Genomic DNA, 26,456 nt, shown 5'->3' on the forward strand with positions numbered 1-26,456 from the left:
GATCCCGACGTTCCCATCAGTTCCCTCCCAGAGGAGTCCACGTGCCGACGTCCCCTGCGACCCATGACTCCGCCGGCCCCACCGGGCCCATCGGCTCCATATCCCCCGACGATCCCACCGGTTCCACCGAACCGGCCGGGCTGTTCTCCCCGCCCGAGCTGAACCCGCGGAGCTGGCAGCGGGCCGCCGGCCGCCTCCTCGCCAAGATGCTCGGTGAGTTCGCCTACGAGGAGATCATCGAGCCGGGGCCCGTCCCGCCGGCCGCCGAGGCCGCTCCGCACGCCCCGACGGACGGCCTTCCGCACGGCCTTCCGTACGCCCTCACGCTGGACGGCGGCGAAACGCTCACCTTCCGCGCCACGCGCGGCGCCTACGGCAGCTGGCGTGTCGATCCCGGCTCCCTCGCCTGCGACGGCCGGCGCTTCACCGACCCCCTGCGCTTTCTGCTGCGGTCCCGCCGGCTGCTCGCCCTGGACGGCGCGACCCTCGGCCATCTCGTCCGCGAACTCACCACCACCATCGCCGCCGACGCCAGGCTCGACCACACCGCCCTGAGCGCCGCGCGCCTCGCCGACCTCGGCTACGCCGAACTCGAAGGACACCAGACCGGCCACCCCTGGATCGTCCTCAACAAGGGCCGGGGCGGCTTTTCCGCGACCGACGCCGACCGCTGGGCGCCGGAGGCCCGTACGCCCACCGAGCTGCCCTGGATCGCCGCGAGCACCTCACTCGCCACCTACCGGGGAGTCGGCTCGCTGGAGACACCCGACCTGCTCTACGCGGGCGAACTCGACGACACCGTCCGCGAACGCTTCGACTCCCTGCTCCGTGGCCGGGGGCTCGACCCCGCCGGCTATCTCTATCTCCCCGTGCACCCCTGGCAGTGGGACGAGGTACTGCTCCAGCTCTACGCCCCCGCCATAGCCGAGGGAGCGATCGTCCCGCTCCCCACCGACGGTGATCTCCGGCTGCCGCAGCAGTCCATCCGTACCTTCCTCAACCTCGGGCGGCCCGACCGGCACACGGTCAAACTGCCGCTGTCCATCCTCAACACCCTTGTCTGGCGCGGCCTGCCCACGGAGCGCACGCTCGCCGCCCCCGCCGTCACCGCGTGGATGCACGGGGTGCGTGACGCGGACGCCTTCCTCCGCGACGACTGCCGGGTGATCCTGCTCGGTGAAGTCGCCTCCGTGACGGTGGAACACCCCCTCTACGACCATCTCCCCGAAGTTCCCTACCAGTACAAGGAATTGCTCGGCGCCATCTGGCGCGAGCCCCTCCAGGCCCGGCTGGCCTCCGGTGAGCGCGCCCGTACGCTCGCCTCCCTCATCCATACGGATCCGGACGGCCGGGCGTTCACCGCCGAACTCGTCGCGCGTTCGGGACTCACACCCGCCGACTGGCTCCAGCGGCTCTTCTCCGCGCTGCTTCCGCCCCTGCTGCACTTCCTCTACCGGTACGGGACGGTCTTCTCCCCGCACGGCGAGAACGCCATCGTCGTCTTCGACGGCCGGGACGTGCCGGTACGGCTCGCGATCAAGGACTTCGTCGACGATGTGAACATCAGCGCGCGCCCACTGCCCGAGCACGACTCGATGCCCGAGGACGTGAAGAGCGTCCTCCTGACGGAAGAGCCCTCCTTTCTCACCCAGTTCATCCATTCAGGGCTCTTCGTCGGCGTCTTCCGCTATCTCGCACCGCTGTGCCAGGACCAACTGGGCGTGTCCGAGGACGAGTTCTGGTCCCTCGTACGGGCGGAGATCCTGCGGTACCAGGCGCGGTTCCCGGAGCTGAAGGACCGGTTCGAGACGTTCGACCTGCTCACGCCCCGTATCCAGCGCCTCTGCCTCAACCGGAACCGGCTGCATCTCGACGGCTACCGTGACCGCTCCCACCGGCCGCACGCCGCCGTGCACGGTACGGTTCCCAACCCGCTCGCCGTCCGGCGGCCGAGCGAGTGACCTCCGTTGTCAGCGGCGCCCCGTAGGGTGGTCGGGCTATGACGAAGCCATCACTCCCCGAGCTCCTCCACGCCGCCGTCAGCTCCGTCGGCGGCGTGGAACGGCCAGGCCAGGTCACCATGGCCGAGGCCGTCGCCGAAGCCATCGACGCCCCGTCCCATCTGCTCGTCCAGGCCGGCACCGGCACCGGTAAGTCACTGGGCTATCTGGTGCCGGCCCTGGCCCACGGCGAGCGGGTCGTGGTGGCCACGGCCACCCTGGCGTTGCAGCGCCAGCTCGTGGAGCGAGACCTTCCGCGTACGGTCGAGGCGCTGCATCCCCTGCTGCGGCGGCGGCCCGAGTTCGCCATGCTCAAGGGCCGCTCGAACTATCTCTGTCTGCACCGGCTGCACGAGGGGATGCCGCAGGACGAGGAGGACGGCCTCTTCGACCAGTTCGAGGCCGCCGCGCCCACCAGCAAGCTGGGCCAGGACCTGCTGCGGATGCGGGACTGGGCGGACGAGACCGAGACCGGCGACCGCGACGATCTGACGCCCGGTGTGTCCGACCGCGCCTGGTCCCAGGTCTCCGTCTCGTCGCGGGAGTGCCTGGGGGCGACGAAGTGTGCCTATGGCGCGGAGTGTTTCGCCGAGCTGGCGCGTGAGCGTGCCAAGCTCGCCGAGGTCGTCGTCACCAACCACGCGCTTCTGGCGATCGACGCGATCGAGGGCGCCCCGGTGCTTCCGCAGCACGAGGTGCTGATCGTCGACGAGGCCCATGAGCTGGTCTCACGGGTCACCGGAGTCGCCACCGGCGAACTGACCCCGGGGCAGGTCCACCGGGCCGTGCGCCGCTCGGCGAAGCTGGTGAACGAGAAGGCCGCGGACGCCTTGCAGACGGCGGCCGAGACCTTCGAGCGGGTGATGGAGCTGGCCCTCCCGGGACGGCTCGAAAAGATCCCCGAGGACCTCGGCTACGCCCTGATGGCGCTGCGCGACGCGGCCCGTACGGTCATCTCGGCGCTCGGCTCGACCCGCGACAAGTCCGTCCAGGACGAGGACGTCGTACGGAAGCAGGCGCTCGCCTCCGTCGAGTCCGTCCACACCGTGGCCGAGCGGATCGCCAATGGTTCCGAGTGGGACGTCGTCTGGTACGAACGGCACGACCGGTTCGGCGCGTCCCTCCGCGTCGCCCCGCTCTCCGTCTCGGGGCTGCTGCGGGAGAAGCTCTTCACCGACCGCTCCGTCGTGCTCACCTCCGCGACGCTGAAGCTCGGCGGCGACTTCAACGGGGTGGGCGCCTCGCTGGGCCTGGCGCCGGAGGGCACGGAGGGCGATGACGTCCCGCAGTGGAAGGGCATCGATGTCGGCTCGCCCTTCGACTACCGCAAGCAGGGCATCCTCTATGTCGCGCGCCATCTGGCCACACCGGGCCGGGAGGGCTCGCGCGGCGACATGATGGATGAGCTGGCGGAGCTGGTGGAGGCGGCGGGCGGCCGTACGCTCGGGCTGTTCTCCTCGATGCGGGCCGCCCAGGCGGCGGCCGAGGAACTGCGGGGCAGGCTCGACGCCCCGATCCTCCTCCAGGGCGAGGAGACGCTCGGCGAGCTGATCAAGGCGTTCGCCGCCGACCCCAAGACCTGTCTGTTCGGCACGCTGTCCCTGTGGCAGGGCGTTGATGTGCCGGGCCCCAGCTCCCAGCTCGTGGTCATGGACCGGATTCCGTTCCCCCGTCCCGACGATCCGCTGATGAGCGCGCGGCAGAAGGCGGTCGAGGAGGCCGGCGGCAATGGGTTCATGGCCGTGGCGGCGACGCATGCCGCCCTGCTGATGGCCCAGGGCGCCGGACGTCTGGTGCGGGCGAGCGGGGACCGCGGCGTGGTGGCCGTACTGGACCCGAGGCTGGCCAATGCCCGGTACGGAAGTTTCCTGCGGGCGTCACTGCCCGACTTCTGGTACACCACGGACCGCGGTCAAGTACGGCGCTCCCTCGCCTCGATCGACGCGGTGGCCCAGGCCGAGGGACGCTGAGGCCTGTTGCGCCGCTGGAGACAAAGCAGGGCCCCGGAACCGGCGCAGTGGGTTCCGGGGCCCGGTCGGAGCCGGTGGAGTACTCACACCCGGCGCAGGACCGCCACCACCTTGCCGAGGATCGTCGCCTCGTCACCGGGGATCGGTTGGTACGCCGCGTTGTGCGGGAGCAGCCAGACATGGCCGTCCTCACGACGGAAGCGCTTGACCGTCGCCTCGCCGTCCAGCATCGCGGCGACGATGTCGCCGTTCTCCGCGACCGGCTGGCGGCGGACCGTGACCCAGTCCCCGTCGCAGATCGCGGCCTCGATCATCGAGTCTCCGACGACCTTCAGCACGAACAGCTCTCCGTCACCGACCAGCTGGCGGGGGAGCGGGAAGACGTCTTCGACGGACTCCTCCGCGAGGATCGGTCCGCCGGCGGCGATCCGGCCGACCAGCGGGACATACGAGGCGGCGGGCTTGCCGGTCGTGTCCGTCTGCTGGGTGCTCGGCTGGTCGGAGCCGCGTACCTCGTACGCCCTCGGCCGGTGCGGGTCACGGCGCAGGAAGCCCTTGCGCTCCAGAGCCATCAGCTGATGGGCGACCGACGAGGTGCTGGAGAGGCCCACGGCCTGGCCGATCTCCCGCATGGAGGGCGGGTAACCGCGCCGCTGCACGGAGTCACGGATGACCTCGATGACCCTCCGCTGCCGGTCCGTGAGACCGGAGCTGTCCGCCCTGATTCCTGGAGGCCGGCCGGGCAACGAGCGCGTGGGCTTGGCGCCCTCCGGGTTCGTGAGTACGTCATTCATGGCATGCACCGGCTCGAGTCGGCTCTGGGAGCGGTCCTGGGCAGTGATGGTGGCGGTGGCGCTGTCTGCGGTGGTGGTCACGTCGGCCCCTCTCGAAATGTTCTCCCTAGCTGGACAACGGTAGTAGCTTTCGAAAGGTTGCGCCAAACACACGTTCGAGTGAAAAATTGCGGAGAGTCCGCCTTGAGCCTCTGGCTGGGTGTATAGGCAGGCCCCGTGGCCGCGGTACGGTGCCGCTCGCCACCGTACCGTCCCGTTCCCGGCCGCTGCCGTCCGCGGCGGGGACCAGTGTTCCACCGGGCGGCCCGGAAGGCCGCGCGCCGCGCCCTTCCCGTACTCTCGGGGCCGGTCCGCGGGCCCCGGACGACTGTCCCGGCACCCGCCTCGACACGCGACACGCGCTGGGGCATAGGATGCAGTCAAACCCCAGATCTAGTGGTTGGATTGTCGCAGCCACCCAGAAGTTGTGGTCCCCCCGCTCTCGGGGGTGAGGTCATCGCCTATGCTGGGGGTGCTTCGAAGGGCTCGTTTCCGGGCCCTGACGAGGCTATCCAGTCGTGCTGTGAAGGAGGGGAGGGAACCATGCACTGTCCCTTCTGCAGGCACCCCGACAGCCGTGTCGTCGACAGTCGCACCACCGACGACGGGACGTCGATCCGCCGCCGCCGTCAGTGCCCCGACTGCTCCCGCCGTTTCACCACGGTGGAGACCGCCTCACTGATGGTGATCAAGCGCAGCGGCGTGACGGAACCCTTCAGCCGTACCAAGGTCATCTCCGGCGTGCGCAAGGCGTGCCAGGGGCGGCCGGTCACCGAGGACGCCCTCGCGCAGCTCGGCCAGCGGGTCGAGGAAGCGGTGCGCTCCACCGGCAGCGCCGAGCTGACCACCCATGACGTGGGGCTGGCCATACTCGGCCCATTGCAGGAGCTCGACCTCGTCGCCTACCTGCGCTTCGCATCCGTGTACCGGGCGTTCAACTCGCTCGAAGACTTCGAGGCCGCCATCGCGGAACTGCGCGAGCGGCCCCCCTCAGAGGAAACCGGCGTCGACGGGGCCGGCAAGGTCCCCGTGCCCGCCACCGCCGCGGACTGACCGGCCGGCCCGATCCTGGCCGCTCCGCGGTGGCAAAGACCTGTCACGGGTGCCCTGTGCGCACCCGAGGCATCAGACACACACGCCGTGCCACGGGAAGAACATGGCACGTCAGCGCGTTTTTGTACGTATATGGGAGGCGGCATGACAGAGACGGCGAGCGGCTCGGCACGAGGTTCCCGGGCCAAGGGGACCAAGGCCGGCAAGGGTCTGCGTATCGAGCGCATTCATACGAGCCCCGGAGTGCACCCGTACGACGAGGTGGTCTGGGAGCGCCGTGACGTCGTCATGACCAATTGGCGCGACGGCTCGGTCAATTTCGAGCAGCGTGGCGTCGAGTTCCCCGACTTCTGGTCCCTGAACGCGGTCAACATCGTCACCAGCAAGTACTTCCGCGGGGCCGTCGGCACCCCGCAGCGCGAGACCGGTCTCAAGCAGCTCATCGACCGGATCGTGAAGACGTACCGCAAGGCCGGCGAGGAGCACCAGTACTTCGCCACGCCCGCGGACGCCGAGATCTTCGAGCACGAGCTGGCGTACGCCCTCCTGCACCAGGTCTTCAGCTTCAACTCGCCGGTGTGGTTCAACGTCGGCACGCCCCAGCCGCAGCAGGTCTCCGCCTGCTTCATCCTCTCCGTCGACGACTCCATGGACTCGATCCTCGACTGGTACAAGGAAGAGGGGATGATCTTCAAGGGGGGCTCGGGCGCCGGTCTGAACCTCTCCCGGATCCGTTCCTCCAAGGAACTCCTCTCCTCCGGGGGCAATGCCTCGGGCCCGGTCTCCTTCATGCGCGGCGCCGACGCCTCCGCCGGAACGATCAAGTCCGGTGGCGCCACCCGCCGCGCGGCCAAGATGGTCATCCTCGATGTCGACCACCCCGACATCGAGGACTTCATCGAGACCAAGGTCAAGGAAGAGGAGAAGATCCGCGCCCTGCGTGACGCGGGCTTCGACATGGATCTGGGCGGCGACGACATCACGTCCGTCCAGTACCAGAACGCCAACAACTCGGTCCGGGTGAACGACGAGTTCATGAAGGCCGTCGAGGCCGGCGGCAAGTTCGGGCTGCGCGCCCGGATGACCGGTGAGGTCATCGAGGAGGTGGAGGCGAAGTCCCTCTTCCGTAAGATGGCCGAGGCGGCGTGGGCCTGTGCCGACCCGGGCATCCAGTACGACGACACGATCAACCGCTGGCACACCTGCCCCGAGTCCGGCCGGATCAACGGCTCGAACCCGTGCAGTGAGTACATGCACCTGGACAACACCTCGTGCAACCTGGCCTCGCTGAACCTGATGAAGTTCCTCAAGGACGACGGCAAGGGCAACCAGTCCTTCGACTCCGAGCGCTTCGCGAAGGTCGTCGAGCTGGTCATCACCGCGATGGACATCTCCATCTGCTTCGCGGACTTCCCCACCCAGAAGATCGGCGAGAACACCCGCGCCTTCCGCCAGCTCGGCATCGGTTACGCCAACCTCGGCGCCCTGCTGATGGCCACGGGCCACGCGTACGACTCCGACGGCGGCCGTTCGCTGGCCGGCGCCATCACCTCGCTGATGACCGGCACCTCGTACCGCCGCTCCGCCGAGCTCGCCGCGGTCGTCGGCCCGTACGACGGCTACGCCCGTAACGCCGAGCCGCACAAGCGCGTCATGAAGCAGCACTCCGACGCCAACGCCACCGCGCCCCGGATCGACGACCTGGACACCCCGATCTGGGCGGCGGCCACGGAGGCATGGCAGGACGTTCTCCGGCTCGGCGAGAAGAACGGCTTCCGCAACGCGCAGGCCTCGGTCATCGCGCCCACCGGCACGATCGGTCTCGCGATGTCCTGCGACACCACCGGCCTGGAGCCCGACCTCGCGCTGGTCAAGTTCAAGAAGCTGGTCGGCGGCGGCTCGATGCAGATCGTCAACGGCACCGTCCCGCAGGCTCTGCGCCGGCTGGGCTACCAGGAGGAGCAGATCGAGGCGATCGTCGCCCACATCGCCGAGCACGGCAATGTGATCAACGCGCCGAGCCTGAAGCCCGAGCACTACGAGGTCTTCGACTGCGCGATGGGCGAGCGCTCCATCTCCGCCATGGGTCATGTCCGCATGATGGCGGCGATCCAGCCCTGGATCAGCGGCGCGCTCTCCAAGACGGTGAACCTGCCGGAGACCGCCACCGTCGAGGACGTCGAAGAGGTCTACTTCGAGGCGTGGAAGATGGGCGTCAAGGCGCTCGCCATCTACCGCGACAACTGCAAGGTCGGCCAGCCGCTCTCGGCGAAGAAGAAGGACGAGAAGGTCGCGGAGAAGGCCGAGGAGACCATCCGCCAGGCGGTGGAGAAGGTCATTGAGTACCGCCCGGTCCGCAAGCGTCTCCCGAAGGGCCGTCCCGGTCTGACCACCTCCTTCACGGTGGGCGGTGCCGAGGGCTACATGACAGCCAACTCCTACCCCGACGACGGTCTCGGCGAGGTCTTCCTCAAGATGTCCAAGCAGGGCTCGACCCTCGCCGGCATGATGGACGCCTTCTCGATCGCGGTCTCGGTCGGTCTGCAGTACGGCGTCCCGCTGGAGACGTACGTATCGAAGTTCACCAACATGCGCTTCGAGCCGGCCGGTATGACGGACGACCCGGACGTACGGATGGCGCAGTCGATCGTCGACTACATCTTCCGCCGTCTGGCGCTGGACTTCCTTCCGTTCGAGACCCGCTCAGCTCTCGGGATCCACTCCGCCGAGGAGCGCCAGCGCCACCTGGACACCGGTTCGTACGAGCCGTCCCTGGACGATGACGGCATCGACATCGATGACCTGACCCAGTCGGCCCCGCGCCGGCAGGAGACGCTGAAGGCGGTGACCCCGACCCCCGCCGCGCCGGCGGCGGCCGTGGTCCCGGCGCCCAAGGAGGCGCACACCTCGGCGGAACTGGTCGAGATGCAGCTCGGCATCAGCGCCGACGCACCGCTCTGCTTCTCCTGCGGTACGAAGATGCAGCGGGCCGGGTCCTGCTACATCTGCGAGGGATGCGGCTCCACCAGCGGCTGCAGCTGAGCCGTGGCGCGGTAAGCCCCCGAGGGGCGGTGGCCCGAGCGGCCGCCGCCCCTCGGGGCTGTGGCCGCCCCGGGCTGTGGGCCAGGCGCTGGAGGTCAGGCGCCGCCCATCAGGGCGCCGAAGGACTGGAGATCGGTGTCGAATCCGCGGACCGTCGCGTGGAAGCGCCAGGCCCCCGAGGAGTCCCGGGTGAACTCCGCGAACGTCGCGGCCGTGGAGCCGGCCACCCCGGCGAAGTCATGGGCGGCCAGCTCCGTGTACCCCTCCAGAACGCGGGCCGAGGCATTGACTATGTCGCCGAACGTCCGCCTCCCGTCGCGCTGCTGGATGGCCACGCCCACCACCACACGGGTGTAGGAGGGCGCCAGCCGCACCAGCTCCAGCGTCATCTCCTCGTCGGAGCCGAAGCCCTGGCCCGTCCGGCTCTGCCGGTCCAGCGTGATCGTGCCGTCCGGTGAACGGCTGTCGAAGTGGACCAGATAGGCCGGGGCGTCGCTCGGGGCGCCAGAGGTGTACGTCGCGGCGACCAGGTCGAGATCGTGCGGGGACGCGCCCAGGGGCGCCGGGTCCCATTTGAGCGTGACCTCGATCTTCTCCACCCCTCTGTTGAGGCTGCTCACCAGTCTTCCCCCTCTTCGGAACCGGGCCGGATCTCCGGGCCTTGGACACAAGGCTAGTCCCGGGCACCGACAACCCGTCGCGTGATCAGTCCAGTTGACGCCACGTTGGCCGATAGTCGTCTCGTCGGCTGTCCGTACAGCGTCTCTCTCACGTCCACAACGGGCGTGACCGATGCCACGTTCCGCGCCGTACGATGGCGCGGTGCTGGTCAAGTGGATTCGCTGCACCGTGACCGACCGTCGGGGTTTCGAGCGCGGGCAGCGGAAATGGGCGGGGTTGCTCGGTGAGCCGGGGTTCCGGGGGCAGAGCGGGGGATGGAGCAGAGCGAGGCCGGGCGTCGCGCATGTCTTCTCGTTCTGGGAGAGCCGCGCGTTCTACGACTCGTTCATGGCGCGCTCGCACGACCGGCTCGCCGCCGCACAGGCGGGGACACATCGCGACATTCAGGTCAAGCTCTTCGACTACCGCTTCGATGTGAAGACCGGTTTCGAGCCGCGGTTCACCGATGCCGATGTGGTGCGGGTCGCCCACTGCAAGGTGCACGAGGACCGGGTCGAGCATTTCGCGCTGATGCAGGAGAAGGTCTGGAACCCCGCGATGGCGGGGTCGCCCGGGATGGTGCGCGGGCTGTTCGGAGAGGCGCCCGGCCATGAGTTCATAGTGCTGTCCATGTGGCAGTCGGCGGCCGAGCACGGAAAGTACCGGGTCGAACGGGTGGAGCGGCTGACGCTGCGCGCACAGACGGCCGCGGATGTGGCGGCGCTGGCGGGAGATGTCGTCGACCTCGAATCGACCTGGACCGTGTGACCCGGCCGCGTACCCGGGAGCCCGCTACGCCGGATGGTCTCCGTCCGCACGGGCGGTCGCACGGCCCGATCGCGACGGACTCACTCGTCTAGGGTCGTGGGCATGGCACGACCACGGCGCATCGTTCTCGTCCGGCACGGAGAGTCGGTGGGCAACGCCGACGACACGGTGTACGAACGCGAGCCCGACCATGCCCTGAGGCTCACCGAGAAGGGCCACCGGCAGGCCCTGGAGACCGGCGTACGGCTGCGTGAGCTGTTCGGCCGGGAGCCGGTCAGCGTCTTCGTCTCCCCGTATCGCCGCACCCATCAGACGTTCGAGGCGTTCGGCCTCGACCCGGAACTGGTGCGGATACGGGAGGAGCCCCGACTGCGCGAGCAGGACTGGGGGAACTGGCAGGACCGCGAGGACGTACGGCTCCAGAAGGCATACCGGGACGCGTACGGGCACTTCTTCTATCGCTTCGCGCAGGGCGAGTCGGGCGCCGATGTCTACGATCGCGTCGGCGCGTTCCTGGAGTCCCTCCACCGGAGCTTCGAGACGCCCGACTCGCCGGAGAACGTGCTGCTGGTGACCCATGGACTGACCATGCGGCTGTTCTGCATGCGGTGGTTCCACTGGTCGGTGGCGGAGTTCGAATCCCTGTCGAACCCGGGCAACGGGGAGACCAGGACCCTGCTGCTCGGCGCGGACGGCAGATACACCCTGGACCGGCCGTTCGAGCGCTGGCGCACGCCGGAGCCCTATGGGCGTACTGGATAGAATGACTGTGCGATGACCGCCGACTTCACACCCGCTGATTCCAGACCCGCTGATTCCTCGCCCGCCGCATCCTCGACGGCTCAATCTCCGACCGGCCGGCCGGCCGATCCACGCCACGACCGCGCCCTGGCGAGCCTGCGCGGGCTGGCCGTGGGGGACGCTCTGGGTTCCCAGTTCTTCGTCCCTTCGAACTATCCGCTGCTGAAGCGGCGCGAGCTGCCGCCGGGACTCTGGCAGTGGACCGACGACACCGAGATGGCCGCGTCGGTACTGGCCGTACTGGCCGCGCATCACCGTATCGACCAGGACGCGCTGGCCCTGTCCTTCGCCGCGCACCACGACTTCGACCGTGGCTACGGGCCCGCCGTGAACCGGATGCTCCGGCTGATCCGCGAGGGCGGCGACTGGCGTGAACTGGCCGCCGCGCTGTTCAACGGGCAGGGCTCGTGGGGCAATGGGGCCGCCATGCGGATCGCGCCGCTCGGCGCCTGGTACGCGGGCGATCCGGAGCAGGCCACGCAGCAGGCCGAGATCTCCGCGTACACCACACACCAGCACCGCGAGGCCGTGGTGGGCGCCATGGCGGTGGCGGCAGCAGCGGCTCTCGCCGCGGATCCCGCGGGGCCGCCGACGCCGGAGGGGCTGCTCGACGGCGTGGTGGCGCTCGTGCCGCGCAGCGCGGTCGGGGCGGGGCTGCGCCGCGCGCGGGACATGCTGGACTACGACGACGCGGGCACGGTGGCCGCGGTTCTCGGCTGCGGGCGGCGTACCAGCGCGCATGACACGGTGCCGTTCGCCCTCTGGTCGGCGGCGCGGGCTCTCGGCGATTTCGAGCGGGGGTTCTGGACCACGGCCCAGGCGGGCGGCGATGTCGATACGACATGCGCCATCGCGGGGGGCGTGATCTCGGCGGCGAGGACCGGGACGCCGCCGGCGCACTGGCTGGAGCGGACCGAAGAACTTCCGGCCTGGCTCTCGTCCCCGCTGTAGTGGTCGCGGTCCTGTAGTTGTCACGGTCCTGCCACACCTGTTCCCGGAAACGGGGAGGGGTGGCAGCACGTGGTTACTCTGTCGGCCACGCCGCCCCCGGTGATCTTCGTGGGGCGTGCGCCGACGAGACGCCGGGCCGTACGCGCCACTCCGCTGCCGCGAAGGGACCCGGCCGGGAGGGGGTCCCGTGACAGAACCGGGCAGAAGACCGGAATCCGACGGCGAGCAGGAGCAGGAGCAGGAGCAGGAGGGGCAGGAGCGGCAGGAGCCGGACGACAGACGAGGGCCGGGCGGCGAGCAGGGGCAGGGGGACGCCGCCCGACGGTCCTCCGCCGTACCCGTACTCACCAAGCAGCGTCAGGGCGCGCCGCCCGCGCCCGAATGGCAGCAGTGGCAGCCGCAGCGCGGCGAGCCGCCCCTCTGGCTCACCGAGATCCAGCCGGGCACCCCGGCCCCGATCCGTACCGCGACGCTCTGGTCGGTCCTGGCGACCGGCCTGCTCAGCGCCCTGTTGCTGGGTGACGGACTCGGCCTGAATCTGCTGATCGTGGCGGTGCCCGCGGCGCTCGCCGCCCACTTCGCGGCCCAGGACGCCGGGCGCCGGCCGCGCCCCTGGACGCTGGTCTGGGCTCTGGGCGGACTCGCTCTGCTCGCCGTCCCCGTTCTGCGGGACGCCGGGCTGCCGACCTTCCTCGCGGTCGTCTCCGCGCTGGCGCTCGGCTCGCTCGCCCTGCACGGCTGCCGTACCTGGCCGGGGGTCGTGTTCGGTCCGCTCGGTCTGTTCGGTTCCCTCGGACCCGGTACGGCCTGGGGGTGGAGAGGCCTGCGGGCACGCGCCGGAGGATCGCGCGGTCGTCTGATGCCGGTCCTCCGTGCCGTCGCGGTCGCGGCCGTACTGCTGATCGTGTTCGGCACCCTCTTCGCGAACGCGGACGCGGCTTTCGCCGATCTGCTCGGCCAGTTGAGCCCCGACGTATCGGTCGGCGACGGGCCCTGGCGGTTCGTGCTGTTCGCGGTCGGAGTCGCCGGCGCGCTGGCCACCGCCCACACCGCCGCCGCGCCGCGGCGCTGGGACCGGATCACCGTAGGCCCCGGGCGGGCCCGTGGCCGGATCGAGTGGGCGCTTCCGCTCATCGTCCTCAATCTTCTCTTCGCGGCCTTCATCGCCATCCAGCTCGCCGTGCTCTTCGGCGGATACGACAAGGTCCTGCGGGAAACCGGTCTGACCTACGCGGAGTACGCGCGCCAGGGCTTCTGGCAGCTGCTCTGGGCCACCCTGCTCGTGCTTCTCGTGATCGGACTGGCCCGGCGATGGGCCCCGCGCGACGGAGCCCATGACGCCACCCTGGTCCGGGCCGTCCTCGGCGTCCTGTGCGCGCTGACCCTGGTCGTGGTCGCCGCGGCGCTGCGCCGGATGGATCTGTATGTCGACGCCTACGGACTGACCCGGCTGCGCGTCTCGGTGGCGGCGATGGAGCTGTGGCTCGGCGTGGTGATCGTTCTGATCCTGGTGGCCGGGGCCGTCGGCGGACGGTGGCTGCCGCGCGCCGTCGCCGCGAGTGCCGGGGCCGCGGTGCTGGCCTTCGGTCTGATCTCGCCGGACGCGCTGGTCGCGGAGCGGAACGTGCAGCGGTACGAGCGTTCGCACAAGATCGACATCCAGTACTTCCAGGATCTCTCGGCCGATGCCGCGCCGGCGCTCGACCGGCTGCCCGAGCCGCTGCGTTCGTGCGCCCTGGCCGGCATCGAGCGGCATCTGGGGGACGCTTCCGAGCCCTGGTACGCGACGAGCTGGTCGGAGAGCAGGGCCCGCGAGATCGTGGCGGAGCGGGAGATCGGCGCGACCTCCAGCTGCTACGGGCTGGGCCTCGACCTCGACAGGCCCTGAGCGACGGTGGGTACGGGACGCCCCTTCCTGGCCTCCCGTACCCGCTGTCGGCGGCACGACGGTCCCTCATGTGTGTGACACGTCAACCGCCGCGTGATTCCGCGGGCTGATTCTCGGCGGTGTCATCGAGCCCTCCGCCCGGCTCCTCGGAGAGGCCGTGAACGGGGGGTCCCGCGCGACGAGATCCGTCCCGATGTCACGGGCGGGCACCACGGCCGGTACCCGGTCTGTCGCGTGGCGTTCGGGCGGCGTAACCTGGCTGGTGCCATGCCGTACGAAGCACCCACGCACACCGTCGAGCGCTCGCTGCGCGCCACCACCGAAGCCAGGATCATCGCGGGCGTCGATGAGGTCGGGCGCGGCGCGTGGGCCGGTCCGGTCACGGTATGCGCGGCCGTCACGGGGTTGCGCAGACCTCCGGCCGGCCTCACCGACTCCAAGCTGATCAGCCCCAAGCGCCGTACGGAGCTGGCCGATGAGCTGGAGGCATGGGTCACCTCGCACGCGCTGGGACACGCCTCTCCGGAGGAGATCGACGCCCTGGGGATGACCGCGGCGCTCAGGCTCGCCGCCGTACGCGCCCTGGAGGCGCTGCCGGTGCGGCCCGACGCGGTGATCCTCGACGGCAAGCACGACTATCTCGGAGGACCCTGGCTGGTGCGTACGGTCATCAAGGGCGACCAGTCCTGTGTCTCGGTGGCTGCCGCCTCGGTTATCGCCAAGGTGCGCAGGGACGCCATGATGGCCGAACTCGGCGCGGGGACCGCGGAGTACGTTCCCTACGCGTTCGGCGCCAACGCGGGCTACCCCTCACCGGTGCACAGAGCCGCACTGGAGGAGTGGGGACCCACACCGCAGCACCGCCTCTCGTGGGCCTATCTCGACGCGCTGCCCCGGTGGCGGCATCTCAAGAAGGTCCGGGTCTCCGTGGAGGCCGCTGCTATGGAAGGCGGGGGCCAACTCGGCTTCGACTTCTGAACCGCCGATTTCTGGAAGGTCCGATTTCCGGAACTTCCGGTGAACCTTGAATCTGTGTGGCTCGCGCCCGCAGACATGGGTACAAATATCCCCACCTGCCGATGCTTTTCGCACCGGTGTTTGATAGACATCCAGTCATGCCTCTCATCCCTCAGGAGCCTCAGATTCACGAGAGAGCCCAGGGTGCCAGCGCCACACCGGCCACCGGCCGTACGGCGCCGACCCCTCGTCCTGTACCCGGTCCGCGTCCCGTCCCCGGGCCGCGCTCCGCGACGACACCGCGGCCCGGACGTCCGGGCCCCGGTCCCGCGAGGCCCGCGCCGCCGGCGCAGCGCTCGCACAACTCCGCCGGGCAGCCCCAGGCTTCCGGCGCCACCACTCCTGCCGTTCCCCAGATCCAGCTGATTCCGGCTCCGGCCGGCGGTGCGCTCGACGCCGCCGAGGAAGCGGTCGATCTGCTGCTCGACGCGGGGCGGGCGCCCGGCGACATCCTGGTGCTCACCACCGGGGAACAGCACCCGTGGGCCACCCACGAGCTGTCCTTCGGCGAAGCCGCCTACTGGGCTCAGCACGACGCCCGCGAGGACGTGTTCTTCGCGGACGGCGGCGCGGTGGCCCGTGCGCAGTCGCGGCCTGTCGTGGTCGTCGCCGTCAACGGAGGCGGTGACGGCGCTGTCACCCGGGTGCTTCCGGCGGCCAGGGAGCGCGCCGCCGCGCTGCTCGTCGTGTGCGGTGACTCGGCGCGGATCAACGCCGTGCTGGGCGCGGGCGTCTGAGCCGTACGGCGTCGGTCCGGCCGTGACCCGGCTGCCCGTTCGGGGGGCGGCCGGGCCGCTGTGACGGTCCTGGCGAACGGCGGCCGCCCGGCTGCTCAACGCGCAGCCGTGCGGCGCAGTACCTCCACCGCTCCGCCGCCGCCGCGCACCGGCGACGGGTCGGGGTCGGCCAGTGTCTCGGCCAGAGCGGTGGGCGGGGACTCGGAGTTGGGCCGCCGGCCGCCGCGGCCCTCGCCCAGCACCTGCCAGCCGCCGCGGGTCAGGGTGATGTACGCCCCACAGCGCAGGCCATGGAGGGTGCAGGCGTCCCGCAGCCCCCACATCCAGGCCCCGTCCTCCTCCGTCCAACGCTCGTCGCCCTCACGGCAGTAGAGCAGGACCGCGGTGCGTACGGGCGTACGGCGGCGCAGGTCGTGCGGGATGACGCGGCGCAGATGCGCCAGCAGCGCGTTGCGGAACTCCCATCCGTCGACCGGCGCGGCGCGCGGTGCGAACGAGGCGCTGGCGGCGAGCCGTTCCTCATGGTCGAGTACGGCCACGACGGCGGTCGACGGGGTCGGCCCGTGCCGGCTGTGCAGACCGCTGACGACCTCGCGGGGGTTGCGCAGCAGCGGAATGCCTGCTTCCGCCCATTCGGCCGGTTCGAGCATTCTGGCGAGGCGGCTGACGGAATCGGCGGGTGTACTGACCGAAGTGGCTGCGGACGAAGCGAATCCGAAGGTCACGTTCCTCCCTTCGCATACGCGCCCACAGTGCGGGCTGGGTCGGATGGGGGCGCGCCGCGGCACGGCCTTGACGGACCTTGAAAGGCCGTGCGGGGGCGGTTCCAATTCTCGCTGGCGTATCGGCATGCGGCAACGAGCAATTGGCGCCGTCGTCCGGAATGAGCGGATATGGCAGCCATATCCCCGCCTGAACGCGCCACTGGTGCCGTTCCACGTCACGTCTGAACGGCGAGGACCAGCGGAAACACACCCTCCGCTCCGGCCCTGCGCAGCAGCCGCGCAGCCACCGCGAGCGTCCAGCCACTGTCCGAGAGATCGTCGACGAGCAGCACGGGGCCGCCCGCGGAGACCAACGCCGCGGCCAGCTCGGGCGGTACGGTCAGCGTCTCGTGCAGCGCCCGTACGCGCTGGGCGCTGTTGGTGCGGGAGATCCGGGAGTCGGCCGCCCCCGGCGCGTACGCGACCGTGCCGAGCAGCGGCATCCTGCCGACCTCCGCGATCCGGCTGCCGAGCGAACCCACGAGCTGGGGCCTGCCGTGCGAGGCCATGGTGACCACCCCGACGGGCCGGGCCGGCGCGTCGGGCACGCCGGAGGCCCAACCGCCGGGCCCCTTCGCCCAGTCGGCGAGCACACTCACCACGGCGGTCACCACATCGTCCGGAACCGGCCCGTCATGGGCCTGGGCCGCGAGCATCGGCCGCAGCCGGTTGCCCCAGCCGATGTCCGACAGCCGGCCCAGCGCGCGGCCAGGGAAGTACTGCTCGCCCTGCGGGATACGGCCCTTGAGATCGACGCCGACGGCGGTGAGCCCGGTCGGCCACATCTTCCGGGGCTCCACCTCCACGCCCGGCCTGCCCAGCTCGCCGCGGGCGGCATCGAGGGCGGCGGCGGTCACCTTGTCCTCGAACCGCGCCCCCGCGCAGTTGTCGCAGCGCCCGCAGGGAACCGCCTCCTCGTCGTCCAACTGCCGCCGCAGGAACTCCATCCGGCACGCGGTCGCCGACGCGTAGTCGCGCATCGCCTGCTGCTCGGCCTCCCGCTGGCGCGCCACCCAGGCGTACCGCTCGGTGTCGTACACCCATGGCCGGCCGGTCGAGGTCCAGCCGCCCTTCACCCGGTGCACCGCCCCGTCCACATCGAGGACCTTCAGCATCGTCTCCAGCCGCGTACGCCGCAGCTCGACGAGCGGCTCCAGGGCCGGCAGCGACAGCGGCCGGTCCGCGCGGCCCAGGACATCGAGCGTGCGCCTGACCAACTCCTCGGGCGGAAAGGCGACCGAGGCGAAGTACTTCCAGATCGCCTCGTCCTCCCGGCCGGGCAGCAGCAGCACCTCGGCATGCTCCACCCCACGGCCCGCACGCCCCACCTGCTGGTAGTAGGCGATGGGGGAGGAGGGCGAACCGAGATGCACCACGAATCCGAGATCGGGCTTGTCGAACCCCATGCCCAGCGCGGACGTGGCGACCAGCGCCTTGACCCTGTTCGCCAGCAGATCGTCCTCGGCCTGCTGCCGGTCGGCGTTCTCCGTACGGCCGGTGTACGAGGCGACCGTATGCCCGCACTGCCGCAGGTACGCCGTGACCTCCTCGGCCGCGGCGACCGTCAGTGTGTAGATGATCCCGGAGCCGGGCAGCTCGCCCAGATGATCGGCCAGCCAGGCCAGCCGGTGTGCCGCGTCCGGCAGTTTGAGGACATGGAGGCTGAGACTCTCCCGGTCCAGCGCCCCGCGCAGCACCAGCGCGTCCGTCCCCGCCCCCGTCCCCAGCTGCTCGGCGACATCGGCCGTCACCCGGGCATTCGCCGTGGCGGTCGTGGCGAGCACCGGCACGCCCACCGGCAGTTCGGCGAGCATCGTGCGCAACCGCCGGTAGTCGGGCCTGAAGTCATGGCCCCAGTCGGAGATGCAGTGCGCCTCGTCGACCACCAGCAGGCCCGTGGCCGCCGAGAGCCGGGGCAGGACCTGGTCGCGGAAGTCCGGATTGTTCAGCCGCTCCGGGCTGACCAGCAGGACATCGACATCGCCGGCGGCCACTTCGTCCTGAATCGTCTCCCATTCCTCCGCGTTGGACGAGTTGATCGTCCGGGCCCGGATCCCGGCCCGCGCCGCCGCCTCCACCTGATTGCGCATCAGCGCGAGCAGCGGCGAGACGATCACGGTCGGTCCCGCGCCGAGCCCGCGCAGCAGGGAGGTCGCGACGAAATACACCGCGGACTTGCCCCAGCCCGTGCGCTGGACGACCAGCGCCCTGCGCTTGTCGGCGACGAGCGCCTCGATGGCCCGCCACTGGTCCTCGCGCAGCCGGGCGGTGCCGGTGGTGTCACCGACGAGGCGGGCGAGGACGGAGTCGGCCGAGGCCCGGAGAGCCGAGCGGTCTGCGTTGGTCATGCACCCATGCAACCCGATGGCTCCGACAAACCGCGAATGCGCCGACCAGCCTGTGGATAACGTTATCCACAGGGGTCGCGGGATCCGGCCCGGCGCGGGACCGTCGAGCCATGAACAAGCACCACGAACCGACCGGACCCGCCGACGAGCAGCAGATCACCCTGCGCAGTCCCGCGGAACTCGCCGACGCTCTCCCGTACTTGCTCGGATTCCACCCCACCGATTCCATTGTGATGGTCGCGCTCCAGGGCGAGCGGGGCCGCTTCGGCGGGCGGCTCAGGCTCGGCATCCCGCGCTCGCCGAAGGAATGGCCGCCGGTGGCCGATCAGCTCGCCGAGTGCCTGATCGAGGGCAGCGAGCGGCGTGGCGGCCGTCCCGAGGGAATCGTCGTCTTCCTCTGCCAGGACCCGCGCGCGGGGGAGACGGGCCGGCAGGTGATGGAGCGGCTGCGCCCCCTCGCACAACGGCTGCGCACCGCCTGCGGAAGCCTCGACGTCCCCGTGCACGAGGCGCTCTGCATCTCCGACGGACGCTTCTGGTCCTACTGCTGCCCGGATGTCCGCTGCTGTCCGCCCGAGGGGACCGGGCTGGCCCTGCCCGGTACGTCGGTGATGGCCGCGGCCGCCGCGTACGCCGGTGTCCAGGTACGGGGATCGCTGCGGGAGATGGAAGCCCGCCTGGAACCCTGGCGTACGCCGGCAGCGGAGGAGCAGGAGCGGGCACTGGACGACGCGGGCGCGGCGCTCGTGCCCCGGATTCTGAGCGGCGGAAGCCGGGAACGGGTCGGTGAGGAGACACTGCGGCTGGCGCGCGCCCTGATCGGGCGGCTGAAGGAGACGCCGGGCGGAGGTCCGGCCGGCACGGACGCCGAGGACGACCGGCTCATCACCCACGAGGAGGCGGCCACCGTCATCCTCGGGCTCCAGGACAGGGAGACCCGCGACCGCGCCGCGGAGTGGATGGAGGGGCCCGAGGCCGCGCCCGCCCTGCGGCTCTGGCGCGCGCTGTCCCGGCGCTGTGTCGGTCCGTACGCCGAGCACGCGACGGCCCCGCTGACCCTGGCAGGCTGGGTCGCCTGGTCCACCGGTGACGAGCCCAGCGCGCGGGTCGCCCTGGGACTCGCCCTGCGGCTCGATCCCGAGTACGTCTTCGCGCGATTGCTCCATCAGGCGTGCAACGAAGGGCTCGACCCCGAGACGTTGCGCCGCTGTCTGCGTGAGGAGCGCGCCGCGCGGGCGCTGCCGGGCCCGCGCGGGACGAGTGGGCGGCCCAAGCTCCGTCCGGTGCGCCGGTCCGTCCCCAGGAAGGCACTTCCGCCCAAGGGGCCCGCGTCCGGTGCGCCCGCCGTGCGCGGCCGGGGTGCCAGGCGCACTGGTCGGCGCGGGACCAGGAGCGGCCGATGAGAGCCGTGACCCGGCCGCCCGGGCAGCCGTTCACCTCTGTGGCGAAGTCGTACGAGCCGCGCCGCCGTACACCGCGCGGCTCCCCGGAGCGCACAGAAGGCAGAGCAGACCACCCATGGCCCTCACCGCCCTTCCCTCACACACCCCCGGCACATCGAGCGGCGAGTGGTCGCGGGCCGCGCCGTCCCGTGCCGCACCCTCCACGGCCGTACGGAGCGGAGCCCTGCCCCATGGCGAGCTGCCCGACGTACACCGTGCGATTCTCTGCGTCGCGCTGCCGTGTCTCGCCGTCTCGGCCGAGCACGGCCAACTCACCGGCCAGGGGCTCGAAGGCTTCTACCAGTCGGGCCGCCGGCTCCTCTCCCGCTGTCTGCTGCGGATCGCCGGGCGGGCCCCTCTCCCGATGCAGGGCGGGCTGGTCGCCGCCGACCGGGCGCGGTTCAGCGCGGTGGTCCGTACGCCCGCGGACGCCGGACCCGATCCGGAGATCAGCGTCGAGCGGCTGCGGGACGCCGACGGCACCGAACGCATCACGGTGCACAGCTACGCCCGCGGAGTCCGCCGGTTCCCGGTGGAGATCACTCTGGGGACGGATCTGGCGCAGTTGGCCGCGATCGCGGTCGGCCGCGCCGGGCCCGAACTCCCGGCGAGCGTCCATGCCGCGGGACTGCGCTGGGCCGCGGCCGACGGCGGACACGCAGTCGTCGCCGCCGACCCGGCCCCGCAGGACGCGCTGGCCTCGGCAGGACTGCTCCGCTGGGAGATGGAGCTGGCGCCCGGGGCCTCCCGCACCATCGAGTTGCGGATCCGTACGGACCGGCCGGCGCGGCCGACCGGCCGGACCGCGAGCAATCCCCTGCCGGAGGCGAGCGCCGAGGGCGACGATCCCCGGGTGCGGCCGCTGTTCGCCGCGAGCCTCGGCGATCTCGGGGCACTTCTGCTGCGCGGCCCCGGCGGTTCCACGGATGTCCACCCCGCCGCGGGCGTTCCCTGGCGCTGCGGGCCGCCGGCGGCGGAAGCGCTCTGGGCGGTACGGATGGCTCTTCCGCTCGGCACGCGGCTGGCCGCAGGCACGATGCGTACGCTCGCCCGTACGCAGTTCCGCGGCCCCGGACGCGACTTCGGGCGCATTCCCGGACCGTTGCGGGACGCCGGGCCGCATCTGCCCCCGAGCTGTACGGGAGTTGAGGCGACGCTCGCCTTCCCCGTGGTCCTCGCCGAGGCGCGCCGCTGGGGGCTTCCCGAGGGCGACCTCGCCGAGTTGCTCCCCACGGCGGAGCGCTGTCTGCGATGGCTGCGCACCGCCCTCGGGGCCGACGGACTGCTGGGGGAGCCGGGCCCCACCGGGCCCCGGCGCGTCGAGACCCAGGCCCACGCACACCGCGCCGCGCTGCTCGGGGCCGATCTGCTGGAGGCCTGTGGCCGGCCGGGGGCCGACGGCTGGCGGGAGTGGGCGGGCGCGCTGCGGCAGCGGTTCCGGCGGACGTTCTGCGCCGACGAGTCCACCGACGGTCGCCCGGCCGCGGCGCGGTGTTCCGACGGCAGACTGGTTCCCCACGCGAGTGCCAGCACCGCCCATCTCCTGGACACGGGTCTGCTCGGCGGAGGGAAGCAGGCCCCGGGACTGCTGGACGCGGCGGAGACCGAGCGGCTGGTCGCCATGCTCACGGGGGCGGACCTCGACTCGGGGTGGGGGCTGCGCGGCCTCGGGTGCAAGGAGCCCGGACACAATCCGTTCGGCCACCGCGCGGGGGCGGTACGGATCCATGAGTCAGCCGTCGCGATCGGGGGCCTGATCGCGGCCGGATACGAGGAGGAGGCGGGTTCCCTGCTCCGGGGCGTGCTGGACGCGGCGCAGGCGTTCGGACACCGGCTCCCCGAGATGTTCGCGGGGCAGCGGCGCACCGCGGGCGGTGCTCCCGTACCGCACCCCGCGGCGTGCCGTCCTGCGGCTGTGGCCGCGGCGGCCGGGATCCAGTTGCTCACAGCGCTCGCCGGTATCCGGCCGGACGCGCCCGCGCGCACCGTCGCGTTGCGCCCGGTCCGCGGCGCCCCGCTCGGGGCGGTACAGCTCACCGGGTTGCGGGTGGCGGAGGAGCCCTTCTCCGTACGGGTCAGCGCGCTCGGGCTCGGCATGGTCGAGGAGGCGGCGCCCGGCCTTCAACTGGGGGTCTGAGCCGGGCGGGCGCCGGGGCCGGGGCCGGGGACGTGAAGATCATGAAGATGGCGAAGAAGTAGGTAGCGCGAAGGACGGAAGGAGTGTTTATCGTCAGGCAGACGACTATGATCGCGGCATGTCGCCCTACGACCCGTCGGCCTTCCCCGCGTTCGCTGTCACCGTCGACCTGGTCGTGCTCACCGTGCGCCGCCACGCGCTCTGCGCGCTGGTGGTGCGGCGCGGGGAGCCACCGTTCCAGGGCCGGTGGGCGCTGCCGGGCGGTTTCGTCAGGGCGGACGAGGATCTCGCCGAGGCGGCGGCGCGTGAACTCACCGAGGAGACCGGCCTGTGCGCGCACGACCCGGTCTCCCCGGCGCCCGGGAACGCGGCCCATCTCGAACAGCTCGCCACCTACGGGGATCCCGGGCGCGATCCCCGTATGCGGGTGGTCAGCGTGGCCCATCTGGCGCTCTCGCCCGACCTTCCCGCGCCCCGCGCGGGAGGCGACGCCAACAGCGCCCGCTGGGCCCCGGTGGACGCGTTGCTCAACCAGGAGGGCGGTTTCGCCCGCGAGGACGAACAGCCCGCCCAACTCGCCTTCGACCACGCCCGGATCCTCGCGGACGGGGTGGAACGGGCCCGCTCCAAGATCGAATACTCCTCGCTCGCCACCGCGTTCTGCCCGTCCGAGTTCACCGTCGGTGAGCTGCGCCGGGTGTACGAGGCGGTGTGGGGCGTGGTGCTCGATCCGCGCAACTTCCACCGCAAGGTGACCGGTACCCCGGGATTCCTCGTCCCGTCGGGCGGGACCACCACCCGGCAGGGCGGCAGGCCCGCCCAGTTGTTCCGGGCCGGCGGGGCGACCGTACTCAACCCGCCGATGCTGCGCCCGGAGGTCTGACGGGGCCGCGTGTGGACGGCCGCGTGCCGGACGTCTGACACCCGGGGACGCCACCCTGCGCCACAAGTCGGACATGTCGCGTTATCTTGCTGCGGTACCCACCCTGCCGCCGAGCGGTCTCACCTCCCCGCGAGAGAAGCGATGCTCCAGGCCATCGGACTGACCAGCAACCCCCGTCGAGACCTCCCGCCCGCCGTGGACGATCTGACCTTCGAGGCGCGGTCCGGCACCGTCACGGCGCTTCTCGGCGCCCCCGGCGCGGGCAAGACCACCGCGCTCCGGCTGATGCTCGAACTCGAACCAGGTCGCGGAGTCACCTACTTCCGCGGTCGCCCCCTCCACCGCATCGTCCATCCCGCCCGCGAGATCGGGGTGCTCTTCGGCGATGTGCCGGGCCACCCCGCGCGCTCCGTCAAGGGCCAGCTCCGGATGCTCTGCGCCGCGGCCGGAGTGCCCGCGTCGCGCGCCGACGAACTCCTCGATGTCGTCGGGCTGGGCGGTCTGCGCGACGAACGGCTCGGCTCGCTCTCGCTCGGCATGGACCGCAGACTCGGGCTCGCCTCCGCGCTGTTGGGGGATCCGCACACGCTGTTGCTCGACGCGCCGTCCGCCGATCTGTCACCCCGCGAGAGCGGCTGGCTGTTCGGGCTGCTGCGCGCGCACGCCGACCACGGCGGCACCGTTCTCTACACCACACAGGACGCCAAGGAGGCCGCGCGCACCGCCGATCACGTCGTCACGATCGACGAGGGCCGGCTCGTCGCCGACCAGGACGTGGTCTCCTTCGCCCGCACGCGGCTGCGTCCCCGCGTCGCCGTCAGGACTCCGCACGCCGCCCGTCTCGCCGACGCGCTGACCCGCGAGGCCCGGGCGGGCCGGCGCTCCGTCGAAGTGGTCTCCGATCCCGGGGTGGGCAGTGTGCTCACCGTCTATGGCAGCAGCTGCCCGGAGATCGGTGAGACCGCCTTCCGCAACGGCGTCCTCGTCCATCAGCTCGCCGACGAGTTCGGCGACACGGGTCCCGCGCCGGTCTCCGCGCCCGCGCCCGTGCCCGTACCCGCGCCCGCCTATGACCGCCCCGCCCCTGACCCCGACTACTCCTACGGCTACGAGGACGGCCCCCCTCCGGACCACGACCGCGGTCCGCTCCCGGAGCCGCTCTCGTCCGGGCCGGTACGCAGCCCTCTCCGGCCGCTGCGCTACGAACTCCGCCGTATGTTCGGGATCCGCACCACCACACTGATCGCCGTCGTCGTCCTCGTCGCGTCCGTGGCCCTCGCCGTGCTGCTCGCCCGCACCGGACGGACCCCGCTCGCCGGTCTGCTCGCCGCCTGGCCCGCGATCCTGCCCCTGCCGCCGGCGGCCCTCGGCGCGGGGGTGCTCGGGGCGTACTCGTTCGGCGACGAGTTCCGTTACCCGGCGCTCGCCGGTGCGCGGGGCACCGTCCCGCGCCGTCTCGGCCTGCTGGCCGCCAAGCTGGTCGTGACAGCGGCGGCGGCCCTCGCGCTCGCGTTCCTGACCGTCGCCGCCGACGCCGGGGCGCTGCGCCTGGTGTACGGCGCCGACGCCGTGCCGGTGCCCGGCAACTGGTTCGCGCTGAGCGCCGGTTGGGCCGGACTGACCGTCGGCTGCGCCTGGGCGGGACTGCTGGGGGCCGGGGTCTTCCGGGTCACGGCGGCGGGGGTGACCGTGGTCGTCGCCGTACCGACCCTGGTCGTACCGCTGGTCCAGCGGGCGCTGGCCGGTCCGTCCACGCGTTCGGTCGCCGGACTCCCGGGCCGGCTGCGTGAGCTGGCCTGGCTGGACTGGCCCCGTCAGGCCGACCACTGGCTGATGGCCACGGCCAGACTCGTCGCCCAACCCGTCGCCGCGGCCCTGGTGTTGTCGCTCTCGGCCCTCCTCTGCGCATATCTGCTCACCGGCCTTCGCCGTAGGGCCCGTTGGTGACCATGGAACGACCGGACCGTTCCCCGGTGTTCGCAACTCCCCTGATAACGCCCGCTTCTTTCCGATAAGGCGTCAATCGAGGGGTGAGCGCCGATCACCCTTTCGTGTGCTTTTCACCAAAGACCTCAAGGGTCGCGGAAGCAACGCCGACAAAGGATGCGTGAGTACCCTTGCGCACACCATGATGACCGCCGCCCGTTCCGTCGAGTCCGGCCTCGCCGAGCCGGGTGAACTCGACCGCTACCCCTTCGCTGAGGCGCCCGGCGCCGACCGTGTCGCCGCCCCCGTCTGGGACGGCGCCGACACCGACTTGGGCCGGGTGGGACGACGTACGACGAGCAGCCGCGGCCGCGGGCTGCACGGCCAACTCGTCCAGCAGCTCGGCCAGATGATCGTCTCCGGTGATCTGGGCGCCGACCGGCCGCTCGTACCCGAGGAGATCGGCCAGCGCTTCGAGGTCTCCCGCACGGTGGTGCGGGAGTCGCTGCGCGTGCTGGAGGCCAAGGGCCTGGTGAGCGCCCGGCCCAATGTCGGTACCCGTGTCCGTCCGGTGAGCGACTGGAATCTGCTCGACCCCGACATCATCGAATGGCGCGCTTTCGGGCCGCAGCGCGACGACCAGCGCCGCGAGCTGAGTGAGCTGCGCTGGACGATCGAGCCGCTCGCCGCACGGCTGGCGGCCGGCCATGGCCGGGCGGATGTCCAGCAGCGGCTCTCCGACATGGTGGGGATCATGAGCCACGCCCTCGCGCAGAGTGATTCGATCACTTTTTCGCGTGCGGACGCCGAATATCACTCCCTGCTGATCCAGCTCGCCGGCAACCGCATGCTGGAGCACCTCTCGGGGATCGTCTCGGCGGCCCTCCAGGTCTCCGGCGGCCCGGTCACCGGATGCGACCGGCCCACCGAGGCGTCGCTCTCCCATCACGCGCGGATCGTCGACGCCCTCGCCACCGGAGACGCCCACGCCGCCGAATCGGCCATGCGTCAACTGCTCACCGTGCAGCCTGAAGTGGAGCGTGTCGTTCCGGCGCCGCGCGAGCACTGAACGCCGCCGAAGGCCGGGCGTACGGGGATGTACGCATCGTGTGTCGGCGGGCCCCCGGGGGGCGGCGACCCCCTTTTGGGGGGGTAAAAAACCCCTAAGGTGAATTTTTTGCAAATTTATTTTTTGTAAGGGCACCGGGGAATGGCGGTAAACAACAGGAGTACAGA

At 71.3% G+C, this 26,456-nt stretch carries 19 protein-coding genes; 15 read left to right on the forward strand and 4 right to left on the reverse strand.

Going from position 1 to position 26,456, the window contains the following annotated elements; translation table 11 throughout:
- Positions 1-41 precede the first annotated feature (41 nt).
- Both ACFRKB_RS31030 and ACFRKB_RS31035 read left to right on the forward strand, forming a co-directional pair.
- Positions 42-1,961, forward strand: a complete 1,920-nt coding sequence (locus ACFRKB_RS31030; RefSeq protein ID WP_383109929.1) for an IucA/IucC family protein — start codon at positions 42-44, stop codon at positions 1,959-1,961.
- A 38-nt stretch (positions 1,962-1,999) separates the two neighbouring features.
- On the forward strand, positions 2,000-3,970 hold the full coding sequence (locus ACFRKB_RS31035) for an ATP-dependent DNA helicase (protein ID WP_383109930.1): 1,971 nt from the start codon (positions 2,000-2,002) through the stop codon (positions 3,968-3,970).
- An 83-nt stretch (positions 3,971-4,053) separates the two neighbouring features.
- On the opposite strand, the gene lexA is transcribed toward ACFRKB_RS31035, so the two are convergent.
- Entirely contained in the window at positions 4,054-4,845 is a 792-nt protein-coding gene (lexA, locus tag ACFRKB_RS31040; RefSeq protein ID WP_383109931.1) for a transcriptional repressor LexA, read from the reverse strand.
- Positions 4,846-5,346: 501 nt separating this feature from the next.
- Between lexA and nrdR the strand changes: the two genes are divergently transcribed.
- Positions 5,347-5,856 carry a transcriptional regulator NrdR gene (gene nrdR, locus ACFRKB_RS31045; RefSeq protein ID WP_383109932.1) on the forward strand — a complete coding sequence of 170 codons (510 nt, stop codon included), beginning with the start codon at positions 5,347-5,349 and terminating at the stop codon, positions 5,854-5,856.
- A 144-nt stretch (positions 5,857-6,000) separates the two neighbouring features.
- On the forward strand, positions 6,001-8,898 hold the full coding sequence (locus ACFRKB_RS31050; RefSeq protein ID WP_383109933.1) for a vitamin B12-dependent ribonucleotide reductase: 2,898 nt from the start codon (positions 6,001-6,003) through the stop codon (positions 8,896-8,898).
- Positions 8,899-8,993: 95 nt separating this feature from the next.
- On the opposite strand, the gene ACFRKB_RS31055 is transcribed toward ACFRKB_RS31050, so the two are convergent.
- A complete protein-coding gene (locus ACFRKB_RS31055) occupies positions 8,994-9,518 on the reverse strand; it encodes a TerD family protein (RefSeq protein WP_365974187.1) in 525 nt (174 codons plus the stop codon).
- Positions 9,519-9,720: 202 nt separating this feature from the next.
- Between ACFRKB_RS31055 and ACFRKB_RS31060 the strand changes: the two genes are divergently transcribed.
- The 6 genes from ACFRKB_RS31060 (at position 9,721) to ACFRKB_RS31085 (ending at position 15,720) form a co-directional block, all read left to right on the forward strand.
- Entirely contained in the window at positions 9,721-10,326 is a 606-nt protein-coding gene (locus ACFRKB_RS31060) for a YdbC family protein (RefSeq protein ID WP_030350129.1), read from the forward strand.
- A 102-nt stretch (positions 10,327-10,428) separates the two neighbouring features.
- Positions 10,429-11,088, forward strand: coding sequence for a histidine phosphatase family protein (locus ACFRKB_RS31065; protein WP_383109934.1), 660 nt, complete (start codon positions 10,429-10,431; stop codon positions 11,086-11,088).
- Positions 11,089-11,100: 12 nt separating this feature from the next.
- Positions 11,101-12,078, forward strand: coding sequence for an ADP-ribosylglycohydrolase family protein (locus tag ACFRKB_RS31070; protein ID WP_383109935.1), 978 nt, complete (start codon positions 11,101-11,103; stop codon positions 12,076-12,078).
- Positions 12,079-12,265: 187 nt separating this feature from the next.
- Positions 12,266-13,966: a DUF4153 domain-containing protein gene (locus tag ACFRKB_RS31075; protein ID WP_383109936.1), complete on the forward strand. Its 1,701-nt coding sequence runs from the start codon at positions 12,266-12,268 to the stop codon at positions 13,964-13,966.
- Between the two features lie 267 nt (positions 13,967-14,233).
- A complete protein-coding gene (locus tag ACFRKB_RS31080; protein WP_383109937.1) occupies positions 14,234-14,944 on the forward strand; it encodes a ribonuclease HII in 711 nt (236 codons plus the stop codon).
- 137 nt (positions 14,945-15,081) lie between these two features.
- Complete coding sequence (locus ACFRKB_RS31085; RefSeq protein ID WP_383109938.1) at positions 15,082-15,720, forward strand: hypothetical protein; 639 nt, start codon at positions 15,082-15,084, stop codon at positions 15,718-15,720.
- 95 nt (positions 15,721-15,815) lie between these two features.
- On the opposite strand, the gene ACFRKB_RS31090 is transcribed toward ACFRKB_RS31085, so the two are convergent.
- Together ACFRKB_RS31090 and ACFRKB_RS31095 are read right to left on the reverse strand one after the other, a co-directional pair.
- On the reverse strand, positions 15,816-16,445 hold the full coding sequence (locus ACFRKB_RS31090) for a hypothetical protein (protein WP_383109939.1): 630 nt from the start codon (positions 16,443-16,445) through the stop codon (positions 15,816-15,818).
- A gap of 215 nt (positions 16,446-16,660) precedes the next feature.
- Complete coding sequence (locus ACFRKB_RS31095; protein ID WP_383109940.1) at positions 16,661-18,832, reverse strand: RecQ family ATP-dependent DNA helicase; 2,172 nt, start codon at positions 18,830-18,832, stop codon at positions 16,661-16,663.
- 110 nt (positions 18,833-18,942) lie between these two features.
- On the opposite strand from ACFRKB_RS31095, the gene ACFRKB_RS31100 reads away from it, so the two are divergent.
- The 5 genes from ACFRKB_RS31100 (at position 18,943) to ACFRKB_RS31120 (ending at position 26,289) form a co-directional block, all read left to right on the forward strand.
- A complete protein-coding gene (locus ACFRKB_RS31100; protein ID WP_383109941.1) occupies positions 18,943-20,235 on the forward strand; it encodes a DUF4192 domain-containing protein in 1,293 nt (430 codons plus the stop codon).
- Between the two features lie 115 nt (positions 20,236-20,350).
- Positions 20,351-22,411 carry a glycogen debranching N-terminal domain-containing protein gene (locus ACFRKB_RS31105; RefSeq protein ID WP_383109942.1) on the forward strand — a complete coding sequence of 687 codons (2,061 nt, stop codon included), beginning with the start codon at positions 20,351-20,353 and terminating at the stop codon, positions 22,409-22,411.
- Between the two features lie 118 nt (positions 22,412-22,529).
- Complete coding sequence (locus ACFRKB_RS31110; protein WP_030350139.1) at positions 22,530-23,294, forward strand: NUDIX hydrolase; 765 nt, start codon at positions 22,530-22,532, stop codon at positions 23,292-23,294.
- A 141-nt stretch (positions 23,295-23,435) separates the two neighbouring features.
- Complete coding sequence (locus ACFRKB_RS31115) at positions 23,436-25,241, forward strand: ABC transporter ATP-binding protein (RefSeq protein ID WP_383109943.1); 1,806 nt, start codon at positions 23,436-23,438, stop codon at positions 25,239-25,241.
- Positions 25,242-25,401: 160 nt separating this feature from the next.
- Complete coding sequence (locus ACFRKB_RS31120; RefSeq protein WP_383109944.1) at positions 25,402-26,289, forward strand: FadR/GntR family transcriptional regulator; 888 nt, start codon at positions 25,402-25,404, stop codon at positions 26,287-26,289.
- The last annotated feature ends 167 nt before the right edge of the window (positions 26,290-26,456 follow it).

This window comes from Streptomyces scopuliridis, assembly GCF_042790125.1.
In the GTDB taxonomy this organism is placed as follows: Bacteria; Actinomycetota; Actinomycetes; order Streptomycetales; family Streptomycetaceae; genus Streptomyces; species Streptomyces scopuliridis_A.

Excerpts from the sequence above, each read along its gene's own strand:
- ACFRKB_RS31100 (WP_383109941.1), top strand. The coding sequence starts at position 18,943 with ATGAACAAGCACCACGAACCGACCGGACCCGCCGACGAGCAGCAGATC.
- ACFRKB_RS31115 (WP_383109943.1), top strand. The coding sequence starts at position 23,436 with ATGCTCCAGGCCATCGGACTGACCAGCAACCCCCGTCGAGACCTCCCG.
- ACFRKB_RS31035 (WP_383109930.1), top strand. The coding sequence starts at position 2,000 with ATGACGAAGCCATCACTCCCCGAGCTCCTCCACGCCGCCGTCAGCTCC.
- ACFRKB_RS31065 (WP_383109934.1), top strand. The coding sequence starts at position 10,429 with ATGGCACGACCACGGCGCATCGTTCTCGTCCGGCACGGAGAGTCGGTG.
- ACFRKB_RS31050 (WP_383109933.1), top strand. The coding sequence starts at position 6,001 with ATGACAGAGACGGCGAGCGGCTCGGCACGAGGTTCCCGGGCCAAGGGG.
- ACFRKB_RS31110 (WP_030350139.1), top strand. The coding sequence starts at position 22,530 with ATGTCGCCCTACGACCCGTCGGCCTTCCCCGCGTTCGCTGTCACCGTC.
- nrdR (WP_383109932.1), top strand. The coding sequence starts at position 5,347 with ATGCACTGTCCCTTCTGCAGGCACCCCGACAGCCGTGTCGTCGACAGT.
- ACFRKB_RS31070 (WP_383109935.1), top strand. The coding sequence starts at position 11,101 with ATGACCGCCGACTTCACACCCGCTGATTCCAGACCCGCTGATTCCTCG.
- ACFRKB_RS31085 (WP_383109938.1), top strand. The coding sequence starts at position 15,082 with ATGCCTCTCATCCCTCAGGAGCCTCAGATTCACGAGAGAGCCCAGGGT.
- ACFRKB_RS31095 (WP_383109940.1), bottom strand. The coding sequence starts at position 18,832 with ATGACCAACGCAGACCGCTCGGCTCTCCGGGCCTCGGCCGACTCCGTC.
- ACFRKB_RS31105 (WP_383109942.1), top strand. The coding sequence starts at position 20,351 with ATGGCCCTCACCGCCCTTCCCTCACACACCCCCGGCACATCGAGCGGC.
- ACFRKB_RS31080 (WP_383109937.1), top strand. The coding sequence starts at position 14,234 with ATGCCGTACGAAGCACCCACGCACACCGTCGAGCGCTCGCTGCGCGCC.